Annotated in this window: 23 protein-coding genes; 8 read left to right on the forward strand and 15 right to left on the reverse strand. The window is 42.7% G+C overall.

Going from position 1 to position 25,067, the window contains the following annotated elements:
• Positions 1–32: 32 nt before the first annotated feature.
• From VHA01S_RS11565 to VHA01S_RS11600, 8 genes are all read right to left on the reverse strand, one after another.
• Entirely contained in the window at positions 33–302 is a 270-nt protein-coding gene (locus VHA01S_RS11565) for a Txe/YoeB family addiction module toxin (RefSeq protein ID WP_023404563.1), read from the reverse strand.
• A complete protein-coding gene (locus VHA01S_RS11570; RefSeq protein WP_023404564.1) occupies positions 295–549 on the reverse strand; it encodes a type II toxin-antitoxin system Phd/YefM family antitoxin in 255 nt (84 codons plus the stop codon). The genes VHA01S_RS11565 and VHA01S_RS11570 overlap by 8 nt, the downstream gene beginning before the upstream one ends.
• Before the next feature lie 237 nt (positions 550–786).
• Positions 787–1,719, reverse strand: a complete 933-nt coding sequence (locus VHA01S_RS11575) for a hypothetical protein (protein WP_023404565.1) — start codon at positions 1,717–1,719, stop codon at positions 787–789.
• Between the two features lie 91 nt (positions 1,720–1,810).
• Positions 1,811–2,236: a MarR family winged helix-turn-helix transcriptional regulator gene (locus tag VHA01S_RS11580; protein ID WP_023404566.1), complete on the reverse strand. Its 426-nt coding sequence runs from the start codon at positions 2,234–2,236 to the stop codon at positions 1,811–1,813.
• A 135-nt stretch (positions 2,237–2,371) separates the two neighbouring features.
• Positions 2,372–2,677, reverse strand: a complete 306-nt coding sequence (locus tag VHA01S_RS11585) for a hypothetical protein (RefSeq protein WP_023404567.1) — start codon at positions 2,675–2,677, stop codon at positions 2,372–2,374.
• 354 nt (positions 2,678–3,031) lie between these two features.
• Positions 3,032–4,528, reverse strand: a complete 1,497-nt coding sequence (locus tag VHA01S_RS11590) for an alanine/glycine:cation symporter family protein (protein ID WP_023404568.1) — start codon at positions 4,526–4,528, stop codon at positions 3,032–3,034.
• A gap of 202 nt (positions 4,529–4,730) precedes the next feature.
• Positions 4,731–5,204 carry a DUF4442 domain-containing protein gene (locus VHA01S_RS11595; RefSeq protein ID WP_023404569.1) on the reverse strand — a complete coding sequence of 158 codons (474 nt, stop codon included), beginning with the start codon at positions 5,202–5,204 and terminating at the stop codon, positions 4,731–4,733.
• 102 nt (positions 5,205–5,306) lie between these two features.
• The gene (locus VHA01S_RS11600; protein WP_039970782.1) at positions 5,307–5,582 is read right to left on the reverse strand and encodes a nitrogenase-stabilizing/protective protein NifW; all 276 of its coding nucleotides are present in this window, start codon (positions 5,580–5,582) and stop codon (positions 5,307–5,309) included.
• Positions 5,583–5,789: 207 nt separating this feature from the next.
• Here VHA01S_RS11600 and VHA01S_RS11605 point away from each other — a divergent pair, with 207 nt between their 5' ends.
• Positions 5,790–6,284: a peptidylprolyl isomerase gene (locus VHA01S_RS11605; protein ID WP_023404570.1), complete on the forward strand. Its 495-nt coding sequence runs from the start codon at positions 5,790–5,792 to the stop codon at positions 6,282–6,284.
• 19 nt (positions 6,285–6,303) lie between these two features.
• On the opposite strand, the gene VHA01S_RS11610 is transcribed toward VHA01S_RS11605, so the two are convergent.
• Entirely contained in the window at positions 6,304–6,726 is a 423-nt protein-coding gene (locus VHA01S_RS11610; RefSeq protein ID WP_023404571.1) for a hypothetical protein, read from the reverse strand.
• A 196-nt stretch (positions 6,727–6,922) separates the two neighbouring features.
• On the opposite strand from VHA01S_RS11610, the gene VHA01S_RS11615 reads away from it, so the two are divergent.
• Together VHA01S_RS11615 and VHA01S_RS11620 are read left to right on the forward strand one after the other, a co-directional pair.
• Positions 6,923–7,396, forward strand: a complete 474-nt coding sequence (locus VHA01S_RS11615) for a DUF302 domain-containing protein (RefSeq protein WP_039970792.1) — start codon at positions 6,923–6,925, stop codon at positions 7,394–7,396.
• 354 nt (positions 7,397–7,750) lie between these two features.
• Positions 7,751–8,713, forward strand: a complete 963-nt coding sequence (locus VHA01S_RS11620; RefSeq protein WP_023404573.1) for a hypothetical protein — start codon at positions 7,751–7,753, stop codon at positions 8,711–8,713.
• Positions 8,714–8,853: 140 nt separating this feature from the next.
• On the opposite strand, the gene VHA01S_RS11625 is transcribed toward VHA01S_RS11620, so the two are convergent.
• The 5 genes from VHA01S_RS11625 to cobA form a co-directional block, all read right to left on the reverse strand.
• Positions 8,854–10,584, reverse strand: a complete 1,731-nt coding sequence (locus VHA01S_RS11625) for a bifunctional protein-serine/threonine kinase/phosphatase (protein WP_023404574.1) — start codon at positions 10,582–10,584, stop codon at positions 8,854–8,856.
• 92 nt (positions 10,585–10,676) lie between these two features.
• Entirely contained in the window at positions 10,677–12,146 is a 1,470-nt protein-coding gene (locus VHA01S_RS11630) for a NarK family nitrate/nitrite MFS transporter (RefSeq protein WP_023404575.1), read from the reverse strand.
• Positions 12,147–12,257: 111 nt separating this feature from the next.
• Positions 12,258–12,602: a nitrite reductase small subunit NirD gene (gene nirD / locus VHA01S_RS11635; protein ID WP_023404576.1), complete on the reverse strand. Its 345-nt coding sequence runs from the start codon at positions 12,600–12,602 to the stop codon at positions 12,258–12,260.
• 63 nt (positions 12,603–12,665) lie between these two features.
• Positions 12,666–15,239, reverse strand: coding sequence for a nitrite reductase large subunit NirB (gene nirB, locus VHA01S_RS11640; RefSeq protein ID WP_023404577.1), 2,574 nt, complete (start codon positions 15,237–15,239; stop codon positions 12,666–12,668).
• Between the two features lie 46 nt (positions 15,240–15,285).
• Complete coding sequence (gene cobA, locus VHA01S_RS11645) at positions 15,286–16,098, reverse strand: uroporphyrinogen-III C-methyltransferase (RefSeq protein ID WP_023404578.1); 813 nt, start codon at positions 16,096–16,098, stop codon at positions 15,286–15,288.
• A 437-nt stretch (positions 16,099–16,535) separates the two neighbouring features.
• On the opposite strand from cobA, the gene VHA01S_RS11650 reads away from it, so the two are divergent.
• The 5 genes from VHA01S_RS11650 (at position 16,536) to VHA01S_RS11670 (ending at position 23,788) form a co-directional block, all read left to right on the forward strand.
• Positions 16,536–19,040 (forward strand): molybdopterin oxidoreductase family protein, encoded by a 2,505-nt coding sequence (locus VHA01S_RS11650; protein WP_023404579.1) that lies wholly within the window; start codon positions 16,536–16,538, stop codon positions 19,038–19,040.
• Positions 19,041–19,261: 221 nt separating this feature from the next.
• Positions 19,262–19,600, forward strand: coding sequence for a c-type cytochrome (locus tag VHA01S_RS11655; protein ID WP_023404580.1), 339 nt, complete (start codon positions 19,262–19,264; stop codon positions 19,598–19,600).
• Positions 19,601–19,611: 11 nt separating this feature from the next.
• Positions 19,612–21,024, forward strand: a complete 1,413-nt coding sequence (gene ccoN, locus VHA01S_RS11660) for a cytochrome-c oxidase, cbb3-type subunit I (protein WP_023404581.1) — start codon at positions 19,612–19,614, stop codon at positions 21,022–21,024.
• Entirely contained in the window at positions 21,021–21,632 is a 612-nt protein-coding gene (locus VHA01S_RS11665; RefSeq protein WP_174375522.1) for a cbb3-type cytochrome c oxidase subunit II, read from the forward strand. The genes ccoN and VHA01S_RS11665 overlap by 4 nt, the downstream gene beginning before the upstream one ends.
• Positions 21,632–23,788: a c-type cytochrome gene (locus VHA01S_RS11670; RefSeq protein WP_023404583.1), complete on the forward strand. Its 2,157-nt coding sequence runs from the start codon at positions 21,632–21,634 to the stop codon at positions 23,786–23,788. Before VHA01S_RS11665 ends, VHA01S_RS11670 begins: the two co-directional genes overlap by 1 nt.
• A gap of 147 nt (positions 23,789–23,935) precedes the next feature.
• Here the strand turns inward: VHA01S_RS11670 and VHA01S_RS11675 are convergent, their stop codons facing one another.
• Complete coding sequence (locus tag VHA01S_RS11675; protein ID WP_023404584.1) at positions 23,936–24,565, reverse strand: heme-binding beta-barrel domain-containing protein; 630 nt, start codon at positions 24,563–24,565, stop codon at positions 23,936–23,938.
• Positions 24,566–25,067 lie beyond the last annotated feature (502 nt).

Below are 25,067 nucleotides of genomic sequence, written 5' to 3' on the forward strand. Positions count from 1 at the left end.
TCATACATTTATGAATTTTGCTGAACCTAATTTTAGTAATGATAACGACACGAAATTATCGTTATTACTTGATCATCGACTGCGTAAACAAGTCGATTAGTGTCGTCAATACGACGAGACCAAAAACCAGATAAATTTTCTTTTAATGGTTCAGGTTTACCAATACCCTCGAAAGGAGAACGCTTAACATCGTTAATGACTTTGTTGATGCGCTTGAGTGTTTTTTTGTCTTGGGTTTGCCAATACAAGTAGTCATTCCAAGCATCATCCGTCCACGACAGTAAACGTTGACTGCTACTCATCAATTAACTCGCGTGTGATTGTTTTGCCTGCACGATACTGTTCTATCGAACGGTTTAGGTGTTCAGCATTTTGAGGGGAGCGTAGTAAGTGAACTGTCTCCATAAGGCTATTGTAGTAATCTAAAGACATAACCACAGCATCTTCAGAATCACGGCGTGTAATAACGGTTGTATCTGCATCATTAACGACACCGTCCAAAACCGCTTTAAGGCCATTTCTAGCCTCAGTAAAAGATACTATTCTCATCAGAATCTCCACATGTACATTTAATGGGACAAGTATAGTATTCACTTACATAGTTGTACAGTAAATTGGACATGATCTATTAAAAAGTGTTGATAAGGAAACTAACGTCCCACTGAATAATGAGCAGTACCACAGATACATTGGAAAAACTTTCAAATGCGATAATTATAACTGCTTTCTTGTATCTATCTGAATCTAGACTCTATTTTTCTTATTCAACCTCCCTCAATGACATAATCAAAACCGTGTATCCAACGAAATCAAGGCACTTTGACGATCGCCAAAGCCGAATTCACCGATGATATTAAAGGTAGGGTTAATCACATAATTAAAACCAACAACCGCGTTCCATTCGTTGGCTAGGCTTTGCTCTACAATGAAGCGACCTTCATCATCGCCATTAACAAAACCTAATAAACCTTCTAGAGCAGAGGGCAGTTCAAGGTCGCTAATTTTACCTTTTAGAGTTTGTTGGATATTTTGATATTGCGCGCCGCCCCATACTCGTATCGGCACGCCATGATTAGTAAAGTCATAGCCAAGCCTTGGGGTTATGACAATCGAGTCTATTCCGCCTTCGATAACGGTTAAATTGGTCTTAGTGTAACTGGCATCAATGATGGTAAACCATTCTTTATAACCACCCGCTAGCACTAAGCCGCCACCGTACATATTGCCATCTAGGTCTAACAGGAACCTTTCATCTTGTACTGGCTCAAAATCGATTCCGCCAATATCGACACTGATATTGGTTTCCGAATAACCGCTGATTTTTCCGGCGATGGCGTAGAAGTTTAAAAAGGGGAATAGCCACATATCTGCTCGCACGGTAAACACATCACTGCGTTGGAAACCCGGGGATGTCTCTATGCCAATAAGCTCAGCCGGAATAGGCTGCTCTGGTATCACAGTGGGAGGTCTACCCGGAATGATTGGCGGAATGGTTATCTCAGGGGTTTTTAAACCGTCAAACGAAATAGAGTCGACACTAATGCCTTGCTCAACTCGCATGTATCCAACACTTATGCCAAATGCTTTGGGCAGAATATATCCACGCTCTTCTGCTTCAGACTTCCAGATCGGCAGTTCAAATGATGTAGCGGATGAATAAAAAGGGGCGAAAGAGGTGCCAATGATGACAGCGGCTTTGGAAAAACATCTCAGTTCCATTAAGAAGTCCAAAAGATAGAAAATTATTATTCACATAACAATAACTATATACGCTATAAACAAAAAAGTGAGATTTTACACAGATTTAGAGTCATCTAGTCAGGTTATTGGCGAGCTTTTCCATGACACTTACAAAGGTCTCGAGCTCTTGTTCGCTCAGATCTTGCTGCATCTTATCTTGGATTTTTTGTTGGGCATTGGATATTTGTTGACTCAAGGCGATGCCTTGTTCAGTCAAAGAGAGCAGTTGACTGCGTTTGTCTTCTGGGTTTGGGGATTTGATTAACCAACCGTTGTTGATCATTTCTTTGACTAAACGAGCCACTTGCGCTTTATCACGAGAAAAGTGCTGCACAATATCATTGGCAGTGCATTGTGTATTTCGCTCAATGAAAGAGAGGCAACGAGCGTGCATTCCATTTAAGGAAGAATGTTGGGTTTGAAGCTCAGCACGAATGGCATTTCGGTATGAGTGAACGATATTAAAAATCGCTTCTGAAACTGTGTTCTTGTCCATGCTTAGCCCTTTAAATTACATCAATCAACTGCTGTCATTAAGTTGATTTTATCTACTTAATAGGCTCGACTCAAGTTACTGTTGTCACTCAGCACTAGGATTTCACTATAAAGAAAGGGGAACGCCAACAAGTGTCTACTCAACAACGATGTATTGAACAACATCCTCATCAAGTAAGCCGTGTTTATCGATTGAATCAAAGTCTAATATTTGTCCAAGAATCAAAGCTGATTTAATAACAATAGTGGCTATCGTTAGTACAAGAATGGCTCTATTTAAGCTTAGCTTGGCAAAGTTCTTACGGATGTGTTTGTCAGAAACGTCTTTTCTTTGTGCAGATGCAATACCATCTTTTAAAGACTGCATCGATTTTCTAGCCGCGACAGCTAAAACTACTAGCAATAGCACACTCATCAAATCAAAAACAATCGGCCAAGACAAAATAGCACTCCAAATCACAAAGACAAAAAATTCAAAAGAATTATAGTAATACAAATAAACTTATACCGTGGGCACTTTCACATTTTTGGTCATTAATTACCACGCAAATAACAAAATAAGTGATCAGGATCACACTTTACATTTTCTTTGTAATTTTATTTCATAATTAAATTACAAGACGAGTAACTATTTGCTTATAAAATTTTCAACATCACTCTACGTATGCAAGTCATGGAATATAAGTGCCAAACACATTAATAATAGTATAAAAGGCATATGACAACTGCATGTCCAAATACAATAAAGGGCCTAGATATCACCTATCTAAGCCCTAATTCATAGTTATTCAGCTGTTTATTTTTTTGATGACTTGTCTAACAGTTTCTCCCAATAAGTCGCACCTTTAATGCCAAGCTTTACTGGATCAAATGTATAGACGGATACGCCACGTTTTTTTTGCTCTTCATAATCTTTCAACGCTTTTAGAGCAGGTTTAGACATAAAGAAGATAATCAAAATACCAATAATATTGAGCCAAGCCATCAAGCCTACCCCAACGTCACCCATCGCCCATGCTAAATTGGCTGCTCGAACCGTGCCATAAAAAACCGAAGTAATAATGACTAATTTGAGTAAGAATTTTAAGCCGTTAATTTTAAAAGTACGACGGATATAAGCAATATTGGTCTCCGCTATGTAGTAATAAGCCAAGATAGTGGTAAAAGCAAAGAAGAACAGTGCGACAGCAATGAAAGGCTTACCGATGCCGGGAAGTGTGTTATCAATAGCTAATTGAGTAAATGCAGGACTGTTAGCGCCAATATTTGCCGCAATGTTTTGCACAATAAATACACCTTCGCCTGCACCTTGGACATTGTACATCCCAGTAATTAAGATCATAAATGCGGTAGCAGAACACACCAACAAAGTATCGATATAGATAGAGAAGGATTGCACTAAACCTTGTTGCGCCGGATGATCAACGTTGGCCGCTGCCGCCGCATGTGGGCCTGTGCCCTGACCTGCTTCATTAGAATATACGCCACGCTTAACGCCCCAACCGATTGCAGCACCAAAGCCAGCCATAGGTGTAAACGCATCGCCGATGATCATGGCAAAGATGCGAGGCACCTCTGTAATGTGCAGCAAAATGATAACAAATGCGGTTAATACATATGCCAAAGCCATAAAAGGCACCACAATTTGGGTAAAGTTGGCAATGCGCTTAACCCCACCAAAAATGATAAAGCCAAGTATTATTGATATGAAAGTACCAGTAACAACCTTCGCAAAGCTAAATGTTCCGATGGCAGTTTCAATCATAGGACCGGAGCCAAATGCCGTTTCAACCGCATTACCGATGCTGTTGGACTGGACTCCTGGTAATAGCACCCCACAAGCAAAAATAGTGGCGATAGCAAAGATCCATGCGTACCATTTCTGACCCATTGCCTTCTCTATATAATAAGCTGGACCGCCGCGAAACTGACCTTCGTCTTCTTCTTTATATATTTGAGCTAATGTCGATTCTGCATAAGCCGTCGCCGCGCCAAAAAATGCCACAACCCACATCCAGAAAACCGCTCCAGGCCCACCAAAACCAATGGCGGCGGCAACTCCTGCGATATTACCTGTACCCACACGGCCAGATAAAGAGACGGCTAATGCCTGAAATGACGAAATACCTTTCTCAGAACTTTTTCCAGACAGCAATAAACGCCACATTTCAAAGAAATGACGAATTTGAACAAATCGAGTTAGGATGGAATAGAATAATCCCACTCCTAAACAGAGGTAGATAAGAAAGGGACTCCAAATAACCCCATTCAAGAAATCTACTAAGCCTTGCATAAACAACTTCCTTATTGAATAAATAGTGCAAATAAAAATCAAAGGAAACAGTATCTTACTTATGTAACATGATCCATATACTTCTCGTAATAATTCGTATCACGCAATATAAGATCCAATGCAAAGGCAGGAGGGAGTAATTTAAAAAGATGATTCAGCTCAACATTTTTAATGAATCAAAGAACACAATTTTTCTGGTGCATCATTTCGCTTTGAGAGAAAGCATAATATCAAACTGTGCCATAGGCTTATCGCCATGTAGGGTTGGGCAGAGGGCAATAACACGCATGTCTTTGTTGACCCGCTTACCGGTGGCAATAGTTTCTGCGAGCATTTGGTCAATAAGCTGTCCATCATGGCAAACAAAATGCACATCACTTTCCGGACGCATGAAAAACTCAGCGTTAAGCCCTTTAAAGGCTAATGATATCTTTCGCCCCTGATCCTTGGCTTTCACTGCTGCTAAAAATCCACCAGCCACATCAGCGCCAACCACTAATGCCCCAAGATACATGCTATTTAAATGGTTTTTAGTGCGCCTTCGTAGCGGAATTTTTATCTCTACCATTTCTTCATTCATGGTGATTATTTTAGGTCGACTCAACCACAATAAAGGCACTTTAAAAAAACCAAAGTAAGCAAGGTATAGATTGGCTTTTTGTAATGTAGAAAGCATAACGGTCACCGAAAATGAACTTGTCGTACCAGTTAAGCAACACCACTGTGAGTTGTCAAAGAAATGTTAATAATAGATGTGCATAGAGAGAAATGTCTCACCTTATCGGCGCAAACAAGAGGTGCAACCACGGCACGCTGAGCGCGTAGCTGGGTCTAACCTTCCCCGTTGAATTTTACAATACGCATTTCTTAACACCCTGCGCGCTGCAAACCAATCATCGGGCTTTTCCAACAGCAAATAACCATTAAATCTTTTTAGCAGCGGCAAGCGATACTCTTCGATGCATTGGCGTTCAAAGTCCACTTCAAAATACTCAAACACTTGCTCTAAAGAAGTGAAAGATTGTAGTTTTTGTTGAATGTCATTAAAGCTCATACACACTGCCATTTGCTATTAAGTTACCGCCATCACCACAAACAAGTTTTGACTCACTAAGTCAGCCAATTATTGTCTGCGATAAGTGCTCCATGTTACCGCAAAGCGAAGCTGTCGTCTCAGTCTCTAACAACTGAATAATTTAACCTCTTGAACCCACACCAAGAATGTATACTTAACCCTAAATTAATTTTATAGGATAAACAGATGATCGTACTTTCGACCAACCTAGGTGATATCAGTATCGTTCTCAACAAAGACAAAGCGCCCGTGAGTGCTAAAAACTTTTTAAAGTATTGCGAAGAAGGCTTCTTTGAAGGCACGATTTTCCACCGCGTGATCGATGGTTTTATGATTCAAGGTGGCGGATACAGCGAAAAGTTACTCGAAAAAGAAACCCACGCTCCTATCGTGAATGAAGCAAACCGAGGATTGAAAAATAAGCTAGGTACCGTAGCGATGGCTCGCACCGATGCACCACATTCTGCCACCTCGCAGTTTTTCATTAACCTTGATGACAATAACTTTCTCGATTACACCGCCACAACAAACCAAGGTTGGGGTTATACGGTCATTGGCGAAGTCACTGCGGGAATGGATGTGGTCAATGCCATTGCAAAACTGAAAACACACTCACTATTTGGTATGGACGATCTTCCTATTGAGCCTGTTGTTATTGAAAAAGTGACGATTAATGAATAACCACTACCTCTTGCACTTATTAGAATTGATAGGTTAATGGGCAGATTTCTGTGCTACCAATGGTTAGAACGTAGGTATCACCTAACACATCATATGAACACAATCGGCTAAATCCAGACGTTTCATCATGTTTGAAGAAGCCTGTTTTCTTAGCGCTTGGTGCAGGTTTACTCAGCTTTGGCAGTGTATCAAACTCATAAGTCAGCGGGCACAAGTCCGTTGATTTTATATTTAAGCTGTGTGTATCTCCCAACACGTCGTAATAACACACCTGAGTAAAGGCTTGGGTGTCTTTGCTTTTTAGAAAGCCTGTTGCCGCCTGCGCATTTGTTGATAATAAAACAAACAGCATCACCAATACGGGCGCGATAATATCGCCAACCTGAGATAGCCACGTAATCACTTTTTGGTTTTCGTTTTGACTTGAATTTTTTAACAACACCAAGACCTTCCATTCAATCAACTTCATTTAGTTACAAGACGCATTTGTGAGTAAATCACGAACTCAGCCCAACCGTTTACATTGTTAGCAATAAATATAACACTTTCTTTACTTAGCCGATCATCTACTCAATAATGACTATCGTACGCTAGCTAAATTATTGAACTAATTACCCTAATTAATGGATAAGCCGATGATGACGAAAAAAGTAATACTTAGCCTATTTGCAACGCTTTTAATCAGCTTTACCACACACGCAAGTAACCCAGCAGCAACAGATAATGGACTTATCTCAATGAAAAGTCATTACGACGTTACTACTACTGCAGATAGATTGGTTGATGCTCTCAAAGAAAAAGGCATGACTACCTTTGCACGAATTAAACACTCTGAAGCGGCGGGAAGCGTCGGCATAACGCTACGTCCTACTGAACTGGTGTTATTTGGCAATCCCAAAGTAGGTTCTCCGCTAATGGTTTGCCAACAAAGTGCGGCTATCGACCTACCACAAAAAGCGCTTATTTCAGAAGACCAACACGGCTTGGTTTGGTTAACTTACAACGACCCAAACTACCTAAAAGCACGACACAACATCATGGGTTGTGATGAGGTCATTAGTAAAATAAGTAAGGCATTGAATATGTTTGCGACTAAAGCCACGCAACCATAATTTGCTCCGCGAACAAGGAGTGTAATCTATTTGTACTCCTTGTTTCTTCTAATTATGAAATATTAAATATAAGATCTCACTCAAATAGCTACCCCGTAATGGTCGCTCTCCATTCCACTTTTTCTTCTTTTTATTTTTGCATTATGCACCGCACTTTATAGGTGGGTACTGGCCTCAATTGATACTCTCGGCATTATATTGCCACCGTTTCCTTTTACTATCGCTCAAATTTCACACTAAAAGTGGCACACCATCAGAACAAGTGTTCATGTTTTTTCTCTGTGTGAAGATTATTCTCTCTACAAAGAAAGGTCGTCTTTTATCGGCGCTGAGAATTTTATAAAGGCAGACAACATGAAATACACTTTATTTGCATTAGCTTTAACACCTGTACTTCTGACAGGCTGTGGCGGTTCAAGCTCTAACGACCACGCTATCGATAAAGCACTGAACTCACAAATAGACACAACAGAGTTGCAAAATAATCAACAAGGCATTGCAGATTTAAATAATGCTAATGAAAGCCAGCCTGCTCTACTTATCCAAGATGCTCAAGTCGTTCAAAGCAGTGCACAAGTACAGGCGCAGGCTAAAGCTCAGGCTCAGGCTAAAGCGCAAGCAGAGGCAGAGGCTAAAGCTCAGAAAGAAGCAGCAAAACAATATGCAGCACAACAACAACAAAAGAAAGATAAATGGGTAGCAGACAATCAAACAATTGTTACCGCATTCCAAGGCGCAGGATTTGCTCCAAATGACATCTATGACCTTTGTAACGCTTTAAATGATAGCATCGAGTTAAGTTCAAATTGTAAAATAGAACAAAATAGCAACCAGCAAGACTCTGTTAAATATGTTTTTTATAACAGTGGTACTACAGCAGATGGCATCATTATTGAGACAGACGTAAGCTATTTGCCAAGTACACAAACACTTACTATCAAAAAGACACGAGAAATATCAACAGTTATCGTAGGACAAGATAAGTTATATGGTGCTAATTCATTTGTACTGAAAACAAACAGCAAAAGCTACGCAAGCACAGCCAAAGTCAATACTGCGCTGTCAGATGTAATCATTGCAGCAGATAAAAAGATCACCTCTACGGTAACTTTGAAGATGGACGATCCTGTCATTAAGGCTTTAAAAGATCAGTACCAAAATGCGGGCAATCAAATCCCAATAAAATTATTACAGTTTACGGACGGTACTAGATCTTTAGGTTTAACAGAAGATATGAGCAAAGTGGATACGACTGGAGATAATGTCAATATATTGAACTATCACCTCAGCCAAATCATTTCAGTTGCAGGCGAATAGCCTCAATCTTATAAACTTAATCTCTATTCACATACTCAATGACCGCTTAATTAGCGGTCATTGCATTTTTACTGTAAACCAGTATTGGCCAACTAATCACACTAAGTAAGTGATCAGAAGTAGCGCAGGAAAAATGCTGTCTATAGCGAAATTAACCACAACATTTCTCCCGCTGCGATAGCCGTTGCCAATAGCGCGAGCACCTTCCAAAACAATACAGGATTTCGTTTTATCAGTGGACTGCCCTGTAGCTCTTTCTGTAATTCTGTATTGGGCACATACAAGTCAGCAATAAAGTCCCCTAATACTGGATAACGGCGATGCGCTAGATGATGGGTTCCTTTACGAAACACAAGATCAACCCATGATGGGATATCTTCTCGATAGTCACACAAAGAGCGGTAGACCCATTGGGTATGCCTTGCCGCTTGTAAATTTTGACTGGTGGTGGGTTTATAAGGCAACTCGCCGGTTAGCATTTCAAACCCCATCACCGCCACTGAAAACAAATCTGACACTATGCTCGCTTTACCAGAATCGATATATTCAGGAGCAATGTAATTGACTGCACCCAACGGGACAGAGTCACGGGATTCGGGCGTAATTTCTTCTAGCCCTTTTACTTTTACCGCGCCAAAATCAATAATTTTCACCTCGGCTGCGCGGGTAATCATGATATTTTCTGGCTTAAGATCTCGGTGCACCATATCTGCACGCTGAAAAACTCGCAGTGCTTTGATAATCTCATCTAACAGAGTGCGGGTTTCTTGTAAGCTTGCTTTCGGATTATCGTACATCCACTGACGCAAGGTAATCCCCTGAATATACTCACATATTTGATAAACAAAACGACTGTCGTTGGGGCTTGGATAAACCCGCATCACTCGCGTATTCTTGAGTTGAGTCCCCACCCACTGCTCATTGGCAAAGGCTTTTAGATAATCAAGATCATCGCGATAATGCTCAGAGGGGGCTTTTAATACTCGCCGCTTATTGGTCAATTCATCTTCAACCAAATACACATGACTACGCGAACCTGAATACAGCACTTTAAGCACTCGAAATTGTTCCAGTTTATTGCCCTCTTCTAAAACGGGAGGAATAGAGCGCACCAGCATAGATAATTGATGTTCAGGTAAAGTATGAGCGGGTAAATCTTTCACATCAAAAACCAGTGCGCTCAAGTTATCTTGACTGCCTTGCTCAAAGGCGTCATGACAAAGTAAGTCGCAAATTTCTTGCGGTGTATATTGACTCGAACTGGCTAAGGGAGTGATATCAAGAGTGTCATGTACCCCATCTGAGGTAAGGATAAATCTGTCTCCTTTTTGTAAACTCACCTTCTGGTAGTCCACATCAAGGTTAGAATCCATGCCTAAAGCTCGGGTCAAATATGCCTGATTGGCTAAGTTGGTTCTTTGATGATCTTTGGTAAGAAGTTGCATTTGCCCATCTCTGAACAAATGGATACGCGTATCCCCTACATGGAAAAGATGAGCGGTATTGGATTTAATAACCACACAACTAAAAGTTGTCACTAACCCGTTATGAGTTAGTGCTTGCTTGCTCCCTTCTTCATACAGCCACGTATTAATAGCCGTTAAGATTTTGCCTGCCGAATGCTTGATACTCCAACTACTTGGGGTGGCGAAGTAATCATTCACAAACTGCACCACGGCGGTATGACTCGCTCTTTGACTGTGGTCACTGCAACTCACACCGTCGGCAATACAGGCCACGATTCCCTTGTGTGTGAGTCCGTCAGCACTATCAGGAATCTTTAATAAAATAGCATCCTGATTTTGCGTACGAGCGCCAACTAGCGACGCCCCCGCATGTTGTAATTTAAGTGTAGAGATTGGCATATTCATCAATAATCACTTATCAACATAGAGCCCAACCTTGATGTGAAAGCAGCTGTTAAATATAGCTACCATCCACCAAGATTGAGCTCTATTCCTGGCTAGTTAGAGACGTCGATTAAGGTCACACTACCGTCCTTATTCACCTCAGCAATTTTACCGGTCGGCTCCTCCATGAAAATCAAAGTCACAAAGCCCAATACGGCCGTTGCCGCAATCACGTAGAAGAAGGTTTGATAATCAACAAAAGAGAGAATGGTTAAATAAGTCACCGCGCCCACATTACCGTACGCGCCTGTCATACCGGCAATCTGACCTGTCATTCTGCGTTTAATTAGAGGAACCGTTGCAAACACCGCACCTTCACCCGCTTGTACAAAGAATGAACATAGCATAGCCGCGGCTACTGCAAGCCATACTGGCCAGTGACTGCCCACTTGCCCCATCAAGAAGTACCCAACTGCAAGACCTGCTGTAAGGATTAATAGTGTTGGTTTACGACCAAATTTATCGGAAATCCAACCGCCACCGGGACGCGACATTAAGTTCATAAAGGCATACGCCGATGCCACCATACCTGCAAGTACCGGAGTCAGTTCAAAGGTTTCAGCAAAGAATAGCGGTAGCATAGAAACCACGGCTAACTCAGAACCAAAGGTTGCGAAATACAGCACGTTCAGCACTGCAACTTGCTTGAATTTATATTGGTGGATCTCTTCTACAGGCTTTTCAAATACGGTTTTATTCACTTTCCATACTTGGCTCACCTCCAACAAATAAAGCGCCGCCAAGCCTGCATAGATACAGTTCACGATAAAGTCTGACAGCATGCCGATGCCGCTAGGAGACAGTTTCCATGCCAATAAACCTAACACCGCATACATAGGAATTTTCATGATCAGTAGGAAGAAGAAGTCGCCTTTTGAAGTCACTTCCATCGCGGTCACATGCTTAGGTTTAAAGTAAGTTGAGCCTTTTGGTGTATCGGAAACTGAACGATAAAAGATAACCGAGAACACTAAGCTCATTAAGCCTGTAATCGCTACCGCGTAGCGCCAACCTTCATCACCGCCAAATAAGATAGCGATAGTCGGTAGAGTAAATGCTGCCGCAGCAGAACCAAAGTTACCCCAGCCGCCATATATGCCTTCAGCGGTACCCAACTCATTGTGCGGGAACCATTCTGAAACTAGGCGAATACCGACCACAAAGCCTGCACCAATAAAGCCGAGTAAGAAACGGGCAATTGCAGCCTGTATAAAGGAGTCGGCAAAGGCAAACATAAAACACGGGATGGAACACACCGCCAGTAGCGCTGAATAAACCAATCTTGGGCCAAACCTATCGGTCAGCATACCGATAACCACACGTGCTGGTATGGTAAGGGCTACGTTTAAAATCAATAAGGTTTTGATCTCTTGGGTACTCAGCCCTAGTGTCTCTTTTACCATTTGCAATAAAGGTGCAAAGTTAAACCAAACCACAAAGGTAATAAAAAAAGCCATCCAACTTAAATGTAAGACTTTCATTTTTCCGCTAAACGAAAACAGAGAAAATTTACTGTTATCCATAATATAAATCCTTTTTTTGTTGCTTAATTTAAGCGACAGCTTCCTGCTTAAAGGGTGAAAAATTGACTTGCTCGCCGTTCATTACAATGAAAGCCGCTGCAGTGACAGGCACTACGCTGCCACCGCTTCACTAACCTGAATTTGAATAGCTCCATCAATAAGACGAACCGGGTAGGTTTTTATCGTGCATTCTGGTTTTTCAATGCATTGCCCCGTCTGCAAATTGAAGTGCTGTTTGTACAAAGGAGACGCCACGCATGGCTCACCATCAAAACAACCTATGATGCCTCGTGAAAGCACTTGCGCTTTACCAATTGGGTCATAGTTTGAAATAGCGTACAGCGTGTTGGTACGCTGATAGTTAAATACCGCTATCTGTCTGCCATTAACAAGAGCACAGACTCCGATATTGGGAGCGATATCTTGTATATCGCAGATCGTTTGCCAATTATTCATATTCTCTCTCCTTGATAAAAATGACGTCTATTTTGCATAAATTTATATTGTCGGTTTTAGCCACTAGTTCACCTCAACCACATCGATAATTTGTTCACTACTTTGGGTATTAGATGAGGAATCAACAGTGCTACTAGGGAATCGTTGTTCACGTTCCGACACAAAGCTCAGCGTGTCATCACGTTGCTCACTATTGATAAAATGGCTAAATCGCTTCAGTTTTTCTGGAGACTGCAAAGTGGTTTTCCACTCACATTGGTATTGGTCGATAGTGTTTGCCATCTCTTTTTCAAGCTCTGCCGCAAGGCCTAGTTTGTCGTCAACAACCACTTCTCTTACGTAATCTAAACCGCCGTCAAGGTTTTCCATCCATACCGAAGTACGTTGCAGGCGATCAGCGGTGCGAATATAAAACATCAACATGCGGTCGATATATTGAATCAGGGTGGCTTCGTCTAAATCAGTCGCCAGTAAGTCAGCATGACGCGGACGCATGCCTCCATTACCACACACATACAAGTTCCAGCCGTTTTCGGTGGCTATGATGCCGACATCTTTAGACTGAGCTTCGGCACATTCTCGGGTGCAGCCTGAGACCGCAAATTTGATTTTGTGCGGAGAGCGTAGGCCTTTGTAGCGGTTCTCTACATCAATGGCTAAACGCACGCTGTCGCCCACGCCATAACGACACCAAGTGCTACCCACACAAGACTTCACAGTACGTACAGATTTTCCGTAGGCATGTCCGGTTTCAAAGCCGGCATCCACCAGTTTTTGCCAAATAATCGGTAAATCGTTGAGCTGTGCACCAAACAGATCCACACGTTGACCACCGGTGATCTTGGTGTACAGATCAAACTCTTTTGCCACTTGTCCCAACACAATTAAGCGATCTGGGGTGATCTCTCCTCCAGCAATGCGTGGCACCACCGAATAGGTACCGTCTTTTTGCATGTTGCCTAGATAGATATCATTGGTGTCTTGCAGCTCCATATGCTCGTTTTGCAAAATATAGTCATTCCAAAACGAGGCTAATATTGAACCCACGGTTGGCTTACACACTTCACAACCATGGCCTTTGCCATATTGGGCTAAAAGCTGTTCAAAGGTTTTGATCTGATTGACTCGAACAATGTCGCTAAGCTCTTGACGCGAATAGGCAAAGTGCTCACAAAGGTCGTTATTCACTTCCACGCCTAAGCTCAGCAATTCCGCATCAAGCACTTGTTTTGCCAGTGCACTACAACCGCCACAACCTGTTGAGGCATTGGTGGTTTCTTTAAGCGAAGCCATAGTGTTACAACCCGCCTGCACCGCTTGCTTAATATCGCCTTTGGTGACATCAAAACACGAACAAATCACCGCGCTATCAGGCAAGGCATCCACGCCCATTCCCGCAGACTCTTCGCCCGCAACATTGGGTAAAATCAATACCGATGGATTGGCAGGCAAAGGCATATCATTTTGCTTCATCTGCAATAGCGTGCCATACGCCTCAGCATCGCCCACCAGCACAGCGCCAATGATCTTTGAGCCATCTTCAGAGACAATCAAACGCTTGTATATTTGATCGATTTCATCACTAAAGGTGTACGACTGAGCGCCTTCGGTTTGGTCGTGCACCTCACCAATACTGGCCACATCTACGCCCAGTAATTTCAACTTGGTGCTCATATCCGCGCCAGTAAATGCCGCGCTGTCGGCCTCATTTTCGTCTTGTAATAAATGCTGAGCGGCCACTTTCGCCATCTGATAACCCGGTGCGACCAAACCAAAGATCTTGCCATCCCATAGGGCGCATTCACCTACTGCATACACATCTTTGGCACTGGTTTGGCAGTAGTTGTCAATCACTATCCCACCACGTTCGCCAATTTCAATATCGGCTTGTCTTGCCAGTTCATCTTGCGGACGAATACCTGCCGAAAACACAATCATGTCGGTTTCTAGATGCGAACCATCGGCAAAATTCATGCGATAGCGGGCGTTTTCTCCTGCCACAATTTCAGTGGTGGCTTTTTCGGTGTGTACCGAAACGCCTAACGATTCGATTTTTCTGCGCAGCAGTGCGCCGCCGCCAGCGTCTAACTGCACTGCCATCAATCTTGGAGCAAATTCCACAACATGTGTTTGTAGTCCAAGCTCTTTAATAGCATTGGCCGCTTCAAGCCCCAGCAAACCGCCACCCACAACTACGCCGCTTTGACTTAACTTGCTCGACTCTTCAATAGCATCTAAATCTTCTAAAGTGCGGTACACATGACAGTGTTCACTGTCGTTACCCGGAATCGGTGGCACAAATGGGTAAGAGCCTGTCGCCAGCACTAAGGTATCATAAGGCTCGACTCGGCCACTTTCAGTGATGACTTGCTTAGCCTGCGTATCAAGCTTTACCACCTTGTCACTGACGACAAATTTAACCCCGTTTTCGTTGTAGTATCCTTCATCGGCAAGCATCAACTCTTGCGCGCCATTGCCGGTAAAATAAGAGGTAAGATGCACGCGGTCATAGGCAAGACGAGGCTCTTCTGAAAAGGTAATGATGTCCAAATCATCATTTTTTTGCTGTAACAAGTTTTCGATATATTTGTGGCCAACCATTCCGTTACCAACAACGACTACTCTTTGCTTGTTCATAATTTTCATTCCTTGAAATCTAAATTTATCTCACGTGAGCGTGGGGTTACGCCGTCAATGGCAACACTTGTTTGCGTTTAGTTTGCTGTAACTGGTGCTGAGTCAGCTGGCTAAGCCAATTCATCTGCTCTGCAATAGACACGACTTCACCCACCACAATAAGCGCTGGGGATTGAATTTGATGTTGAGTTTTAAGTGCGGTGAGCTGATCCAGTTTGCCAATATGTACGCGCTGATTAGGGGTACAACCGTTTTCAATGAAAGCAACCGGCGTTTCTTTACTCATCCCGCCCGACACCAGCTTTTCCATCAACATATCGGTTTTACTTAGGCCCATATAAAAAACCAAGGTTTGCTTAAGTTGGGCCAAAGCATCCCAATTAATATCTAACTTCTTATCTGCATGCGCGGTAATAAAAGTACAGCCTTGCGCCAAACCACGATGCGTTAAAGGAATATTGGCATAGCTAGTACAGCCCGACGCGGCAGTAATACCGGGAATAACATCCACTTCGACACCTTGCTTGGCAAGCATTAGCATCTCTTCACCGCCACGACCAAACACAAACGAGTCACCGCCTTTCACTCGGCAAACGTGCTCACCTTTTAAGGCTGCATCCAATAGCAAATCATTAATATCTGGCTGAGTCGCACTGTGTTTGCCCTTTGCTTTGCCGACAAAAACTGTCTTTGCATTTTTAGGAAACAAGGCTCTAATTTGTTCGCTGACCAGATTGTCATACATAATAAATTGAGCTTGGGTGATCGCCCGGTATGCTTTTACTGTGAGAAGTTCTGGATCACCAGGACCGGCTCCAACTAGGGTTACTCGCCCTATAAAATTTGCTTGTCCTTGCATCATATTGCTCCTCAATCTCTTCACCGCATCTTGTTTCGCGTATCGCTTATTTAAAAACGACTAATTTTGTCAGTGCTTCTGATAGGGAGCTTGCAATTTAGATACCAACATTAAATAAACAGTCAGAAATAAATTAATAAGCCATTAATAAACAATCAGTTATGAGATGTGCATTTTGTTAACTAAACAAATAAAACTAATCAACAAATATCAAGAACAACAAAAAATGACCCTTTGCGGTGCAATGAGACTCAACTTGGTGCATATAAAAGCAAACTTCATTATTTACAACTCAAAAACGATACCACTTTAGGGGTATGCGAATTTGCAAGCATTTGATAATAAAACGTTATTTTTATACTTATTGAATTTTAGCAACTTGGTTTGATTTTTGCTTGTTAACCAATAGAGATAAAGATACCAATTAAGGATTAGCTATGACTTCGCAAGATGAAGGATGGATCAAAACGACCTGTGCATACTGTGGTGTAGGCTGCGGAGTAGAAGCAAGGCCTAAACTGTCTGGCGAGCTTGAAATAAGAGGCGATAAATCCCATCCGTCCAATTACGGTAAGCTCTGCACTAAAGGCATTGCCCTTGGAGAGACGGTCATTCACGACGGACGCTTACTCTCTCCTACCTTAAAAACAGAGCAAGGTGATCGAGCAATCACTTGGGACGAAGCCACCGCAAAAGTCGCAGCAGGCTTTGCTCGCACCATACAAGAGCACGGCGCAGATTCGGTAGCGTTTTATGTCTCAGGACAACTGTTGACTGAAGATTATTACGTCGCTAACAAGCTCATCAAAGGTTTTATGGGTACCGCCAACATCGACAGTAACTCACGTCTGTGTATGGCCTCTTCTGTCGTGGGGCACAAGCGAGCATTTGGTAGCGATACTGTGCCGATCTGCTACGAAGATCTTGAAAAAGCAGAAATGGTGGTGATAGTAGGCTCAAACCTTGCGTGGTGTCATCCAGTGTTATTTCAGCGATTACGCACTGCAAAACAGTCCAATCCAGCGCTCAATATCGTCGTTATCGACCCAAGAAGAACCGACACCTGTGATATTGCCAATACTCATCTGGCTCTGGCATCAGGCTCAGACGTTGCGCTCTTTAATGGGCTGTTGTCCCACCTTGCTAATAGCGAGGCTCTAGATGATGCCTTTATTTCCTCGCATACCTCTGGTTTTGAGAGCGCAGTAAGCAAGGCGCATGCTCAATCTGATATTGAACAAATCACTCAATTAAGCTCGCAACAGTTGGAAGACTTTTACCAGAACTTCGCCAATACCGAGCGCGTGGTGACTATCTACTCACAAGGGGTGAACCAATCCAGTAGTGGTTCAGATAAAGTAAATGCCATTCTTAATTGTCATCTTGCGACTGGCAAAATTGGTAAAGCAGGCAGTGGTCCCTTTTCTGTGACTGGTCAGCCAAACGCGATGGGTGGTCGAGAAGTCGGCGCGCTTGCCAACACACTCACCGCGCACATGGAATTTGATAACCCTGAGCATATCCGCTTAGTCAGTGATTTTTGGGATACAAATAATCTAGCGACAAAACCGGGTTTAAAGGCCATTGAACTGTTTGACGCCATTGATTCTGGCAAAATAAAAGCGGTTTGGATCATGGCGACTAACCCTATGGTTAGCTTGCCAAATTCGGCCAAAATTAAATCCGCGCTGAGCCGATGTCCGCTAGTGGTGGTGTCCGACTGTATTGCAGATACTGAAACCACACGTTTGGCTGATATTGTATTGCCTGCGCAAGGTTGGAGTGAAAAATCAGGCACGGTCACTAACTCGGAGCGTCGCATCTCTAGGCAGAGACGCATTCTTCCAAGCCCGGGACAAGCCAAACCAGATTGGTGGATCATCAGTCAAGTGGCAACAAAAATGGGTTATCAGCATGCCTTTGACTACCAACACGAAGGCGAGATTTTTCGAGAATATAGCCAATTAACGTGTGTGGGTAATGACAAAGGTCAGCGAGATTTGAATCTGATTGGCTTAACTTGCTTAAACGATCAAGGTTATAGCCACTTAACCCCGCAGCAGTGGCCCGTTAGTGCTCAGCAACAACAAATCGTTAATCAAAGGCTATTTAGTGATGGGCGTTTTTATACCAAAGATGAAAAAGCGCGATTTATCCCCGTTACTTTTAAATCCCCTATCGCTACAACAGACAAGCAAACGCCTTTAATATTAAACAGCGGGCGCGCGCGCGATCACTGGCACACCATGAGCCGTACCGGTCTATCAGCAAAACTTGCCGAACATGCCAGCGAACCTTATGTACAAATTCACCCAGATACCGCAGTCAAATTTGCCATTCAAGATGGGCAACTGGCTTGGGTTGCCAATGCACAAGGTAAGAGCTTAGTGCGCGCTTGTGTCACTACTGACGTTTCTACCCAGCAATTATTTATGCCAATTCATTGGAATGACACTACCGCTAAAAATAGCAAACCTTGCACCCTGATAGCCAACACCACAGATGCTATTTCTGGACAACCCGAATTTAAACATTCCCCGGTCACTATTGCGCCATTTATAAGTCGCAGTTGCGCCATTTTTATCTCTAATAAAACCATTTCATTGAGCGGCGTGGATTATTGGGTAAAACAAAAAGTAGCAAACGGTTATTTATATCGCATCGAATCTCACAGCTCAGTGAGCCAATTAGCTTCTCTATTAAAACCACATTTGCAAACTCAAAATCTGCGACACATCAGCAATGAATCTAGCCAAGAGGGAGCGCGTTGGATCACTTTAAATGAAGAGAGGCCGACACAACTTCTTTGCGTACAAAAGAGCTTTAATAACAATGAAATAGAAGAGATTAAACAGGCCTTTAATCAACCATTAACGTTAATTGAAGCCAACGAAATCATTCATACATCGAGCCTAAAAAAGGCTCAATTAACACCCGTATAACCTGACAGATTTTGGCGTTATTTTGCTTATATAAAAAGTAAGAATGATTAGCATTAAACACTATTGATAATCAATCTCATTTTTATCCTATGTAATAATCATCTAATTGCTTAATATATTCAAGCAAAGCAATGCCTTATCAGAATACTTAACTATACTTTTGCGTAACGTTACATTTCCTCCAACACGCAGTATGGAGGCTCGGAAAAGGATTTATACCGATGAGACTGTTTGTATTAGCAATTTTAGGGTTTAGTGCCAGTGTTTTTGCACAAGATGATGGCACAGCAGCAGATGCCCAATTTGAAGTAGGTAAAGCCAAGGCAAAAGTATGTATGGCTTGCCATGGTGAAGACGGCATTTCAACCTTAGATCCCTACCCTAACCTTCGTGGTCAAAAACTTGGGTATCTCATCTCCTCCCTTAAAGATTATAAAGCCAGAGAGCGAACCAGTGGCCTAGCCATTTTAATGCAGCAACAAGCTGACTCGCTGTCTGATCAAGACATTGAAGACATTTCGTACTTCTTCTCAAAGGTCGGTCAAGAACCTCAGCAGTAAAGGATTAACTGATGGAAAACGAAACCACGGTGTACAGCACCAAGGTCGTCAAATATTTTGTAGTGGCGTCCGTCACATGGTCAATCATAGGTATGATTGTTGGGGTGGTACTTGCCGCGCAACTGTATTGGCCGGTACTTAATTTTGATTCTGAATATTTTCAATTTGGTCGACTGCGCCCCTTGCATACCTCTGGGGTAATTTATGGATTTGTGGTCAATATTTTGATGGGTGCTTCGCTGTATATTGCGCAGCGCACTGGGCAATGCGGGCTATTTAATAAAAGCCTAGCATGGATGGTATTTTGGGGTTGGCAGTTAGTTCTGCTACTGGCCGTATTATCGCTACCTCTGGGCTACACCACTTCAAAAGAGTATGCCGAGCTTGAATGGCCAATCGACCTTCTTATCGTATTAGTTTGGGTGCTGTACGCCATCCTTTTCTTTGGCACTATAGCCAAAAGAAAGGTCAATCACATCTTTGTTGCAAACTGGTTTTTTGCCGCATTTATCATTGTGATTGCGCTAATCTTCGTCATAAATAACCTTGCACTACCTGCCTCACTCACCAAGTCATATTCGGTGTTTGCCGGCGCGCAAGATGCCATAGTGCAATGGTGGTGGGGACACAATGCAGTAGGCTTTTTGCTGACCGCTGGCGTTATCGGTATGAACTACTACTTCATACCTAAAGTCTCTGAGCGACCAATTTATTCCTATCGCCTTTCTGTTATTCACTTTTGGGGATTAGTCGGTTTTTACACTTGGGCAGGCACGCACCATCTTATTTACTCTTCTGTGCCTATTTGGGTGCAAAACATTGGCATAGTGATGTCATTAATTTTGTGGCTGCCATCTTGGGGTGGCGCATTTAACAGTGCCATGACCCTATTGCAAAATAAGCAAAAACTGAAAAACGACTACATCATGATGTTTTTCTTCTCCGCCATCCTTTACTACTGTTTGGCGACCTTTGAAGGCCCATTACTGGCAATTCGTTGGTTTAACATGATGGCACATAACACCGAATGGATTATCGGCCACGTACACTCCGGCGCTTTAGGTTGGGTGGGCATGTCCGGCATCGCGGTGTTCTACTACTTCATCCCGAAACTGTGGGATAAAGACAAGCTCTGGTCTACTCGACTGATCAAATGGCACTTTTGGTTAGCCCATGCAGGGGTGGCAATTTATGCCATTGCACTGTGGGTGGCAGGCATTGGTGAGGGCTACATGTGGCTTGCTCAAAATGAAAACGGCGAACTGATTTATAGCTTTGTAGAGGCGATGGATTTCAAAGCGCCATGGCTATTCCTGCGCTTCTTTGGTGGTGCCTTGTTTGTACTTGGCTTATTCCTGATGGTATTCAACCTGTATAAGACCGTCACTACACCAAAGTTTGTACTTAAAAGGGAGGCATCATAATGAGTAAGGATTTCACACAGTCAGTTTTTATTCTGATCATTGCCACCATAGTGGTAGCCTCGTTTTCTATCTTGGTTCTGATTGTGCCAAACATAGTCAGGGGCCCAGAGTTGGCGGCAAATAGCCAAGCCAAACCTCTGACCGCGATTCAAGTAGCAGGACGTGATATCTACATCAGTGAAGGGTGTCACGTTTGTCACACGCAGATGGTGCGCCCTATAGAGCCTGAGGTAAAACGTAATGGCCGCGCCAACCAAGAACCGGATGACATCTATGAGTTTCCAAACCTTTGGGGCTCAAAACGTACTGGCCCTGATTTGACTAACCTAGGTCGAAAATATTCTGACCAATGGCATGTTTTGCATTTAGTGAATCCAAGAGACGTTATCCCAACCTCAATTATGCCGTCCTATCCGTGGCTGTTTGAGCAAAAGCTTTCCGGTGATGATATTACCGATAAAATGCGCACGCTGCGTACCCTTGGGGTGCCGTATAGCGACAACGAAATTGCCGATGCTCGTCTGCAAGTTCGCGGTAAAACTAAAGGCGAAGCGCTTATTCATTATCTACAAAGTTTAGGGGTTGATACAGCAGAGGAGATCCAATAATGAGTAGTTTCTGGAATCTATGGGCTGTTATCTGCACGCTTGTTTTTTTGCTGTTAATGGTCAGTATCATCTTCAAATATTGGCGAAAAAACCATGACGCTGATGCCAATAAGGCGTTGGGTACCTTTGATGGTATCGATGAAAATGACGCCCCTCCGCCTAAGCTTTTATTTATTAGTTACTTTGTGGCTTTTTGTTTATCAGTAGGGTTTTTAGTGCTTTATCCCGGTCTTGGTAACTGGGAAGGGCTAATGGGTTGGAAGCAAAGCGATGATAAATTTAGTTCACCAACCACTACCCTTGATCAACAAATTGCCTCGGTAAGCGATACTTCACTGGCTAGCCTTGCGCAAAACAGTGACATTACAGACTCGGGGCGAATACTGTTTCAAACTCATTGTGCTGCCTGTCATAGAGACAACGCCCAAGGTCAAAAGCACTTTCCTAATCTAATTGACAATGATTGGCTCTATGGTGGTAGCGATGAAGCCATTCTTCACTCCATCGAAAAAGGTCGTAATGGCGCGATGGCGGGCTACAACGAAGTACTCAACGAAGATGAAATATCAAAACTTTCATACTTCTTAGCATCGTTGAACCAACGTCATACCGATGTTCCACCAGTAAAAGTCGAACTTGGGAAACAGCTATTTAAACAATATTGTTCGGCTTGTCACGGCGATGGTTCTGTGGGAAATCTTGATATTGGTGTACCGGTACTATCTGATGATATCTGGCTACATGGTGGTAGCATCGAAGAGATCCAACATACAATTAAATTTGGTCTGAACAATGTGATGCCTGCCTTTGATAAGCAATTGACTCGCAATGAAATTTTAGCCATTGGCGCCATGCTGACTAAATCTCGAATCGATGCCGATGCGCACATTGCTAGCCTAGATAGTGAGGCAATCAAGCGTGGTGAATACTTAGCTCATGCTGGAGATTGTGTTGCTTGTCACAGCGCTGAAGGCGGTGAACCTTTTGCGGGCGGACTGCCATTTGTAACGCCATTTGGCACCGTTTATTCGACCAATATTACCCCTCACGCAAGTGAAGGTATTGGTAAATACAGCTATGACGACTTTAAGGCAGCATTGGTTGACGGTAAAGGTCGTCATGGCTATTTATATCCGGCGATGCCTTACACCTCATATCAATATGTTAAAGAACAAGACATGCAAGATATGTGGGAATACCTACAGTCGATCACTGCGGTAGCAAGACGCAACGACGACAATAGCATGATGTTCCCATCCAACATTCGACTTGGATTATTGAGTTGGAATATTGTCTTTATGGATACCGCACCACTTCAATATGAAGTGCCTGCAGAAATCAAAGACAGCGTTGATGATGTTGAAAAATGGCAACAAGGCAAATATTGGGTAGCAGGTTTAGGGCACTGCTCTGAATGTCATTCACCTCGAAACCTTGCGCAAGCTATCATCAGCGATCGTATCTTCCAAGGTAATATCATTGATGGTTGGAATGCGCCGGATATCACTGCCAATGAGCTGTATATCGATGGCTGGGATACGCAAGTACTTACTGACTTCTTACACACTGGACACTCCGATAAAGGAACTGCTTTTGCGGGTATGGCCGATGTGGTGAAAAACAGTTTGAGCTTGATGACCCGAGACGATGTTGAAGCGATGGCTTATTACCTCATTAAAGGTGATACCAACAACTTTGTTAGCGCAGATGCAAAACCTCTGCAACCGAAAGGTTTTGATGAAAGCGCCTACAATTCAGACATCTACCCTATCTATCAGCAAACTTGTGGAGCCTGTCATGGCGCTGATGGTAAAGGGCGCGATCCAATTGCACCGGCACTGCTCAATAACGGCATTATCATGCACAGCGACCCATTTAATACCATAGCGGTCACCGTGCGTGGACTAGAGCCAACCTATTTGGTAGAAGATAAAAACTTTATGCCAATGGTGAGTTTTGAAGATGTGCTCTCTGATCAAAAACTGGCAGAGCTGATCACCTTTGTTCGCTACCATTTAGGGGCGAGAGACATTGTCGTTTCAGAAGAAGATGTCAAAGAGGTACGAGAAACTCTTGAAAAAGCAGGTTATGCAGGCGGTGTGCACACCACTCCAGATATGTACGACCAGCGAGATCGCAACATTAATATCAAATAGAATTTATATTGAGAAAACCTCACATTAAGTGATAAGAAAAACCCCAAAAGAAATTTTGGGGTTTTTTATTAGCGGAAATTTTAAGCAATTTAGGTCTTGTTGTAGGGCTGTTTTCTAAGACCCTTTCCTAAAACTCACTAGCTGTAATTATTTTTTTACTCGTTCTAAGACAGAAGAATCGGTATGTGCAAAAGCGTTGCCGTAAATATCGAGTGCAGTTGTTTGTGAGTAAGTTAAAGTATCGCCGTCGATTTTAATATTCATCGTAAAATCAGTCGTTGATGCATTTGCCGTCATGTAGTTAGACTCAGCAATACCACGAGCGGCTACTTTTAGAGTCATCTCGTTGCCCGCAGGGCCTTCAGCTGTTACACAAGTGGTTCTAGGCACACAGTAAGAGTTGTAAACCATCTGGTTGTCTTTATCGTAAATTAGGTATCCACGCTGATCGTGGAATTTTGTATCATCTAATTTACGGAAAACTTCTTGCTTGTAGTAAAGTGCTACTAGATATTGCTCACTAGCATTTTTCGCATCAGCCGCGACTTCAAAAGTCATTACTTCATAGAAAGGGGTAATTGCAGGAGCCCCTTTACCTTGAGTTGTTCCTTCTTGTGCAGGGGAAATATCAACACCACCACTTTCCACTGATTTCCAAGTACCGACAAACTGAGCTAATGGTCCAAAATCTAGGCCATTAATAACGGTGTTATCGTGATCAGCGAGGGCGCTACAAGGGGCTAATAAAGCGAGTGCAATTATAGACTTAAGTTTCATGTCGTATCCATTTATTGTTGTTGTTAATGACCTCGCAATAGTAACGAAACCAAATAATAAATAAATTAACGAAAGCCACTTATCTGACTACAGTAGCAAACAAATATGTAACCACATATGAATGAAATAAAAACATAAACGATTATCTTTTTGTTTGCTTATTTTATCTAATCCGAAAAAAGGCAATAAAAACAAAACTTAATGTCGGCATCATATTTATCTAACATTCTTAGAGCCTAAAACTGTTGCAACACATCAGACCAAAAAATGTAAACGAATGGCAATTAACGTAACAGTTCGCTTGAAATATATACACATACCGACTAGCTACTCAACTTACATCGAAATTTAAAGCTAGTGTACTTGGTCACTCCTTCTTGAATGTGCACATTTTTCGCTTTGACAATACGTTTTGGTAATACCCTCTAAGTTCATTACTTTCCAACATTGCAATGATATCTTGCATGTCTAGTTTTTCATCGACGGGAGTGATTAGCTAATT

This window comes from Vibrio halioticoli NBRC 102217 (assembly GCF_000496695.1).
GTDB lineage: Bacteria > Pseudomonadota > Gammaproteobacteria > Enterobacterales > Vibrionaceae > Vibrio > Vibrio halioticoli.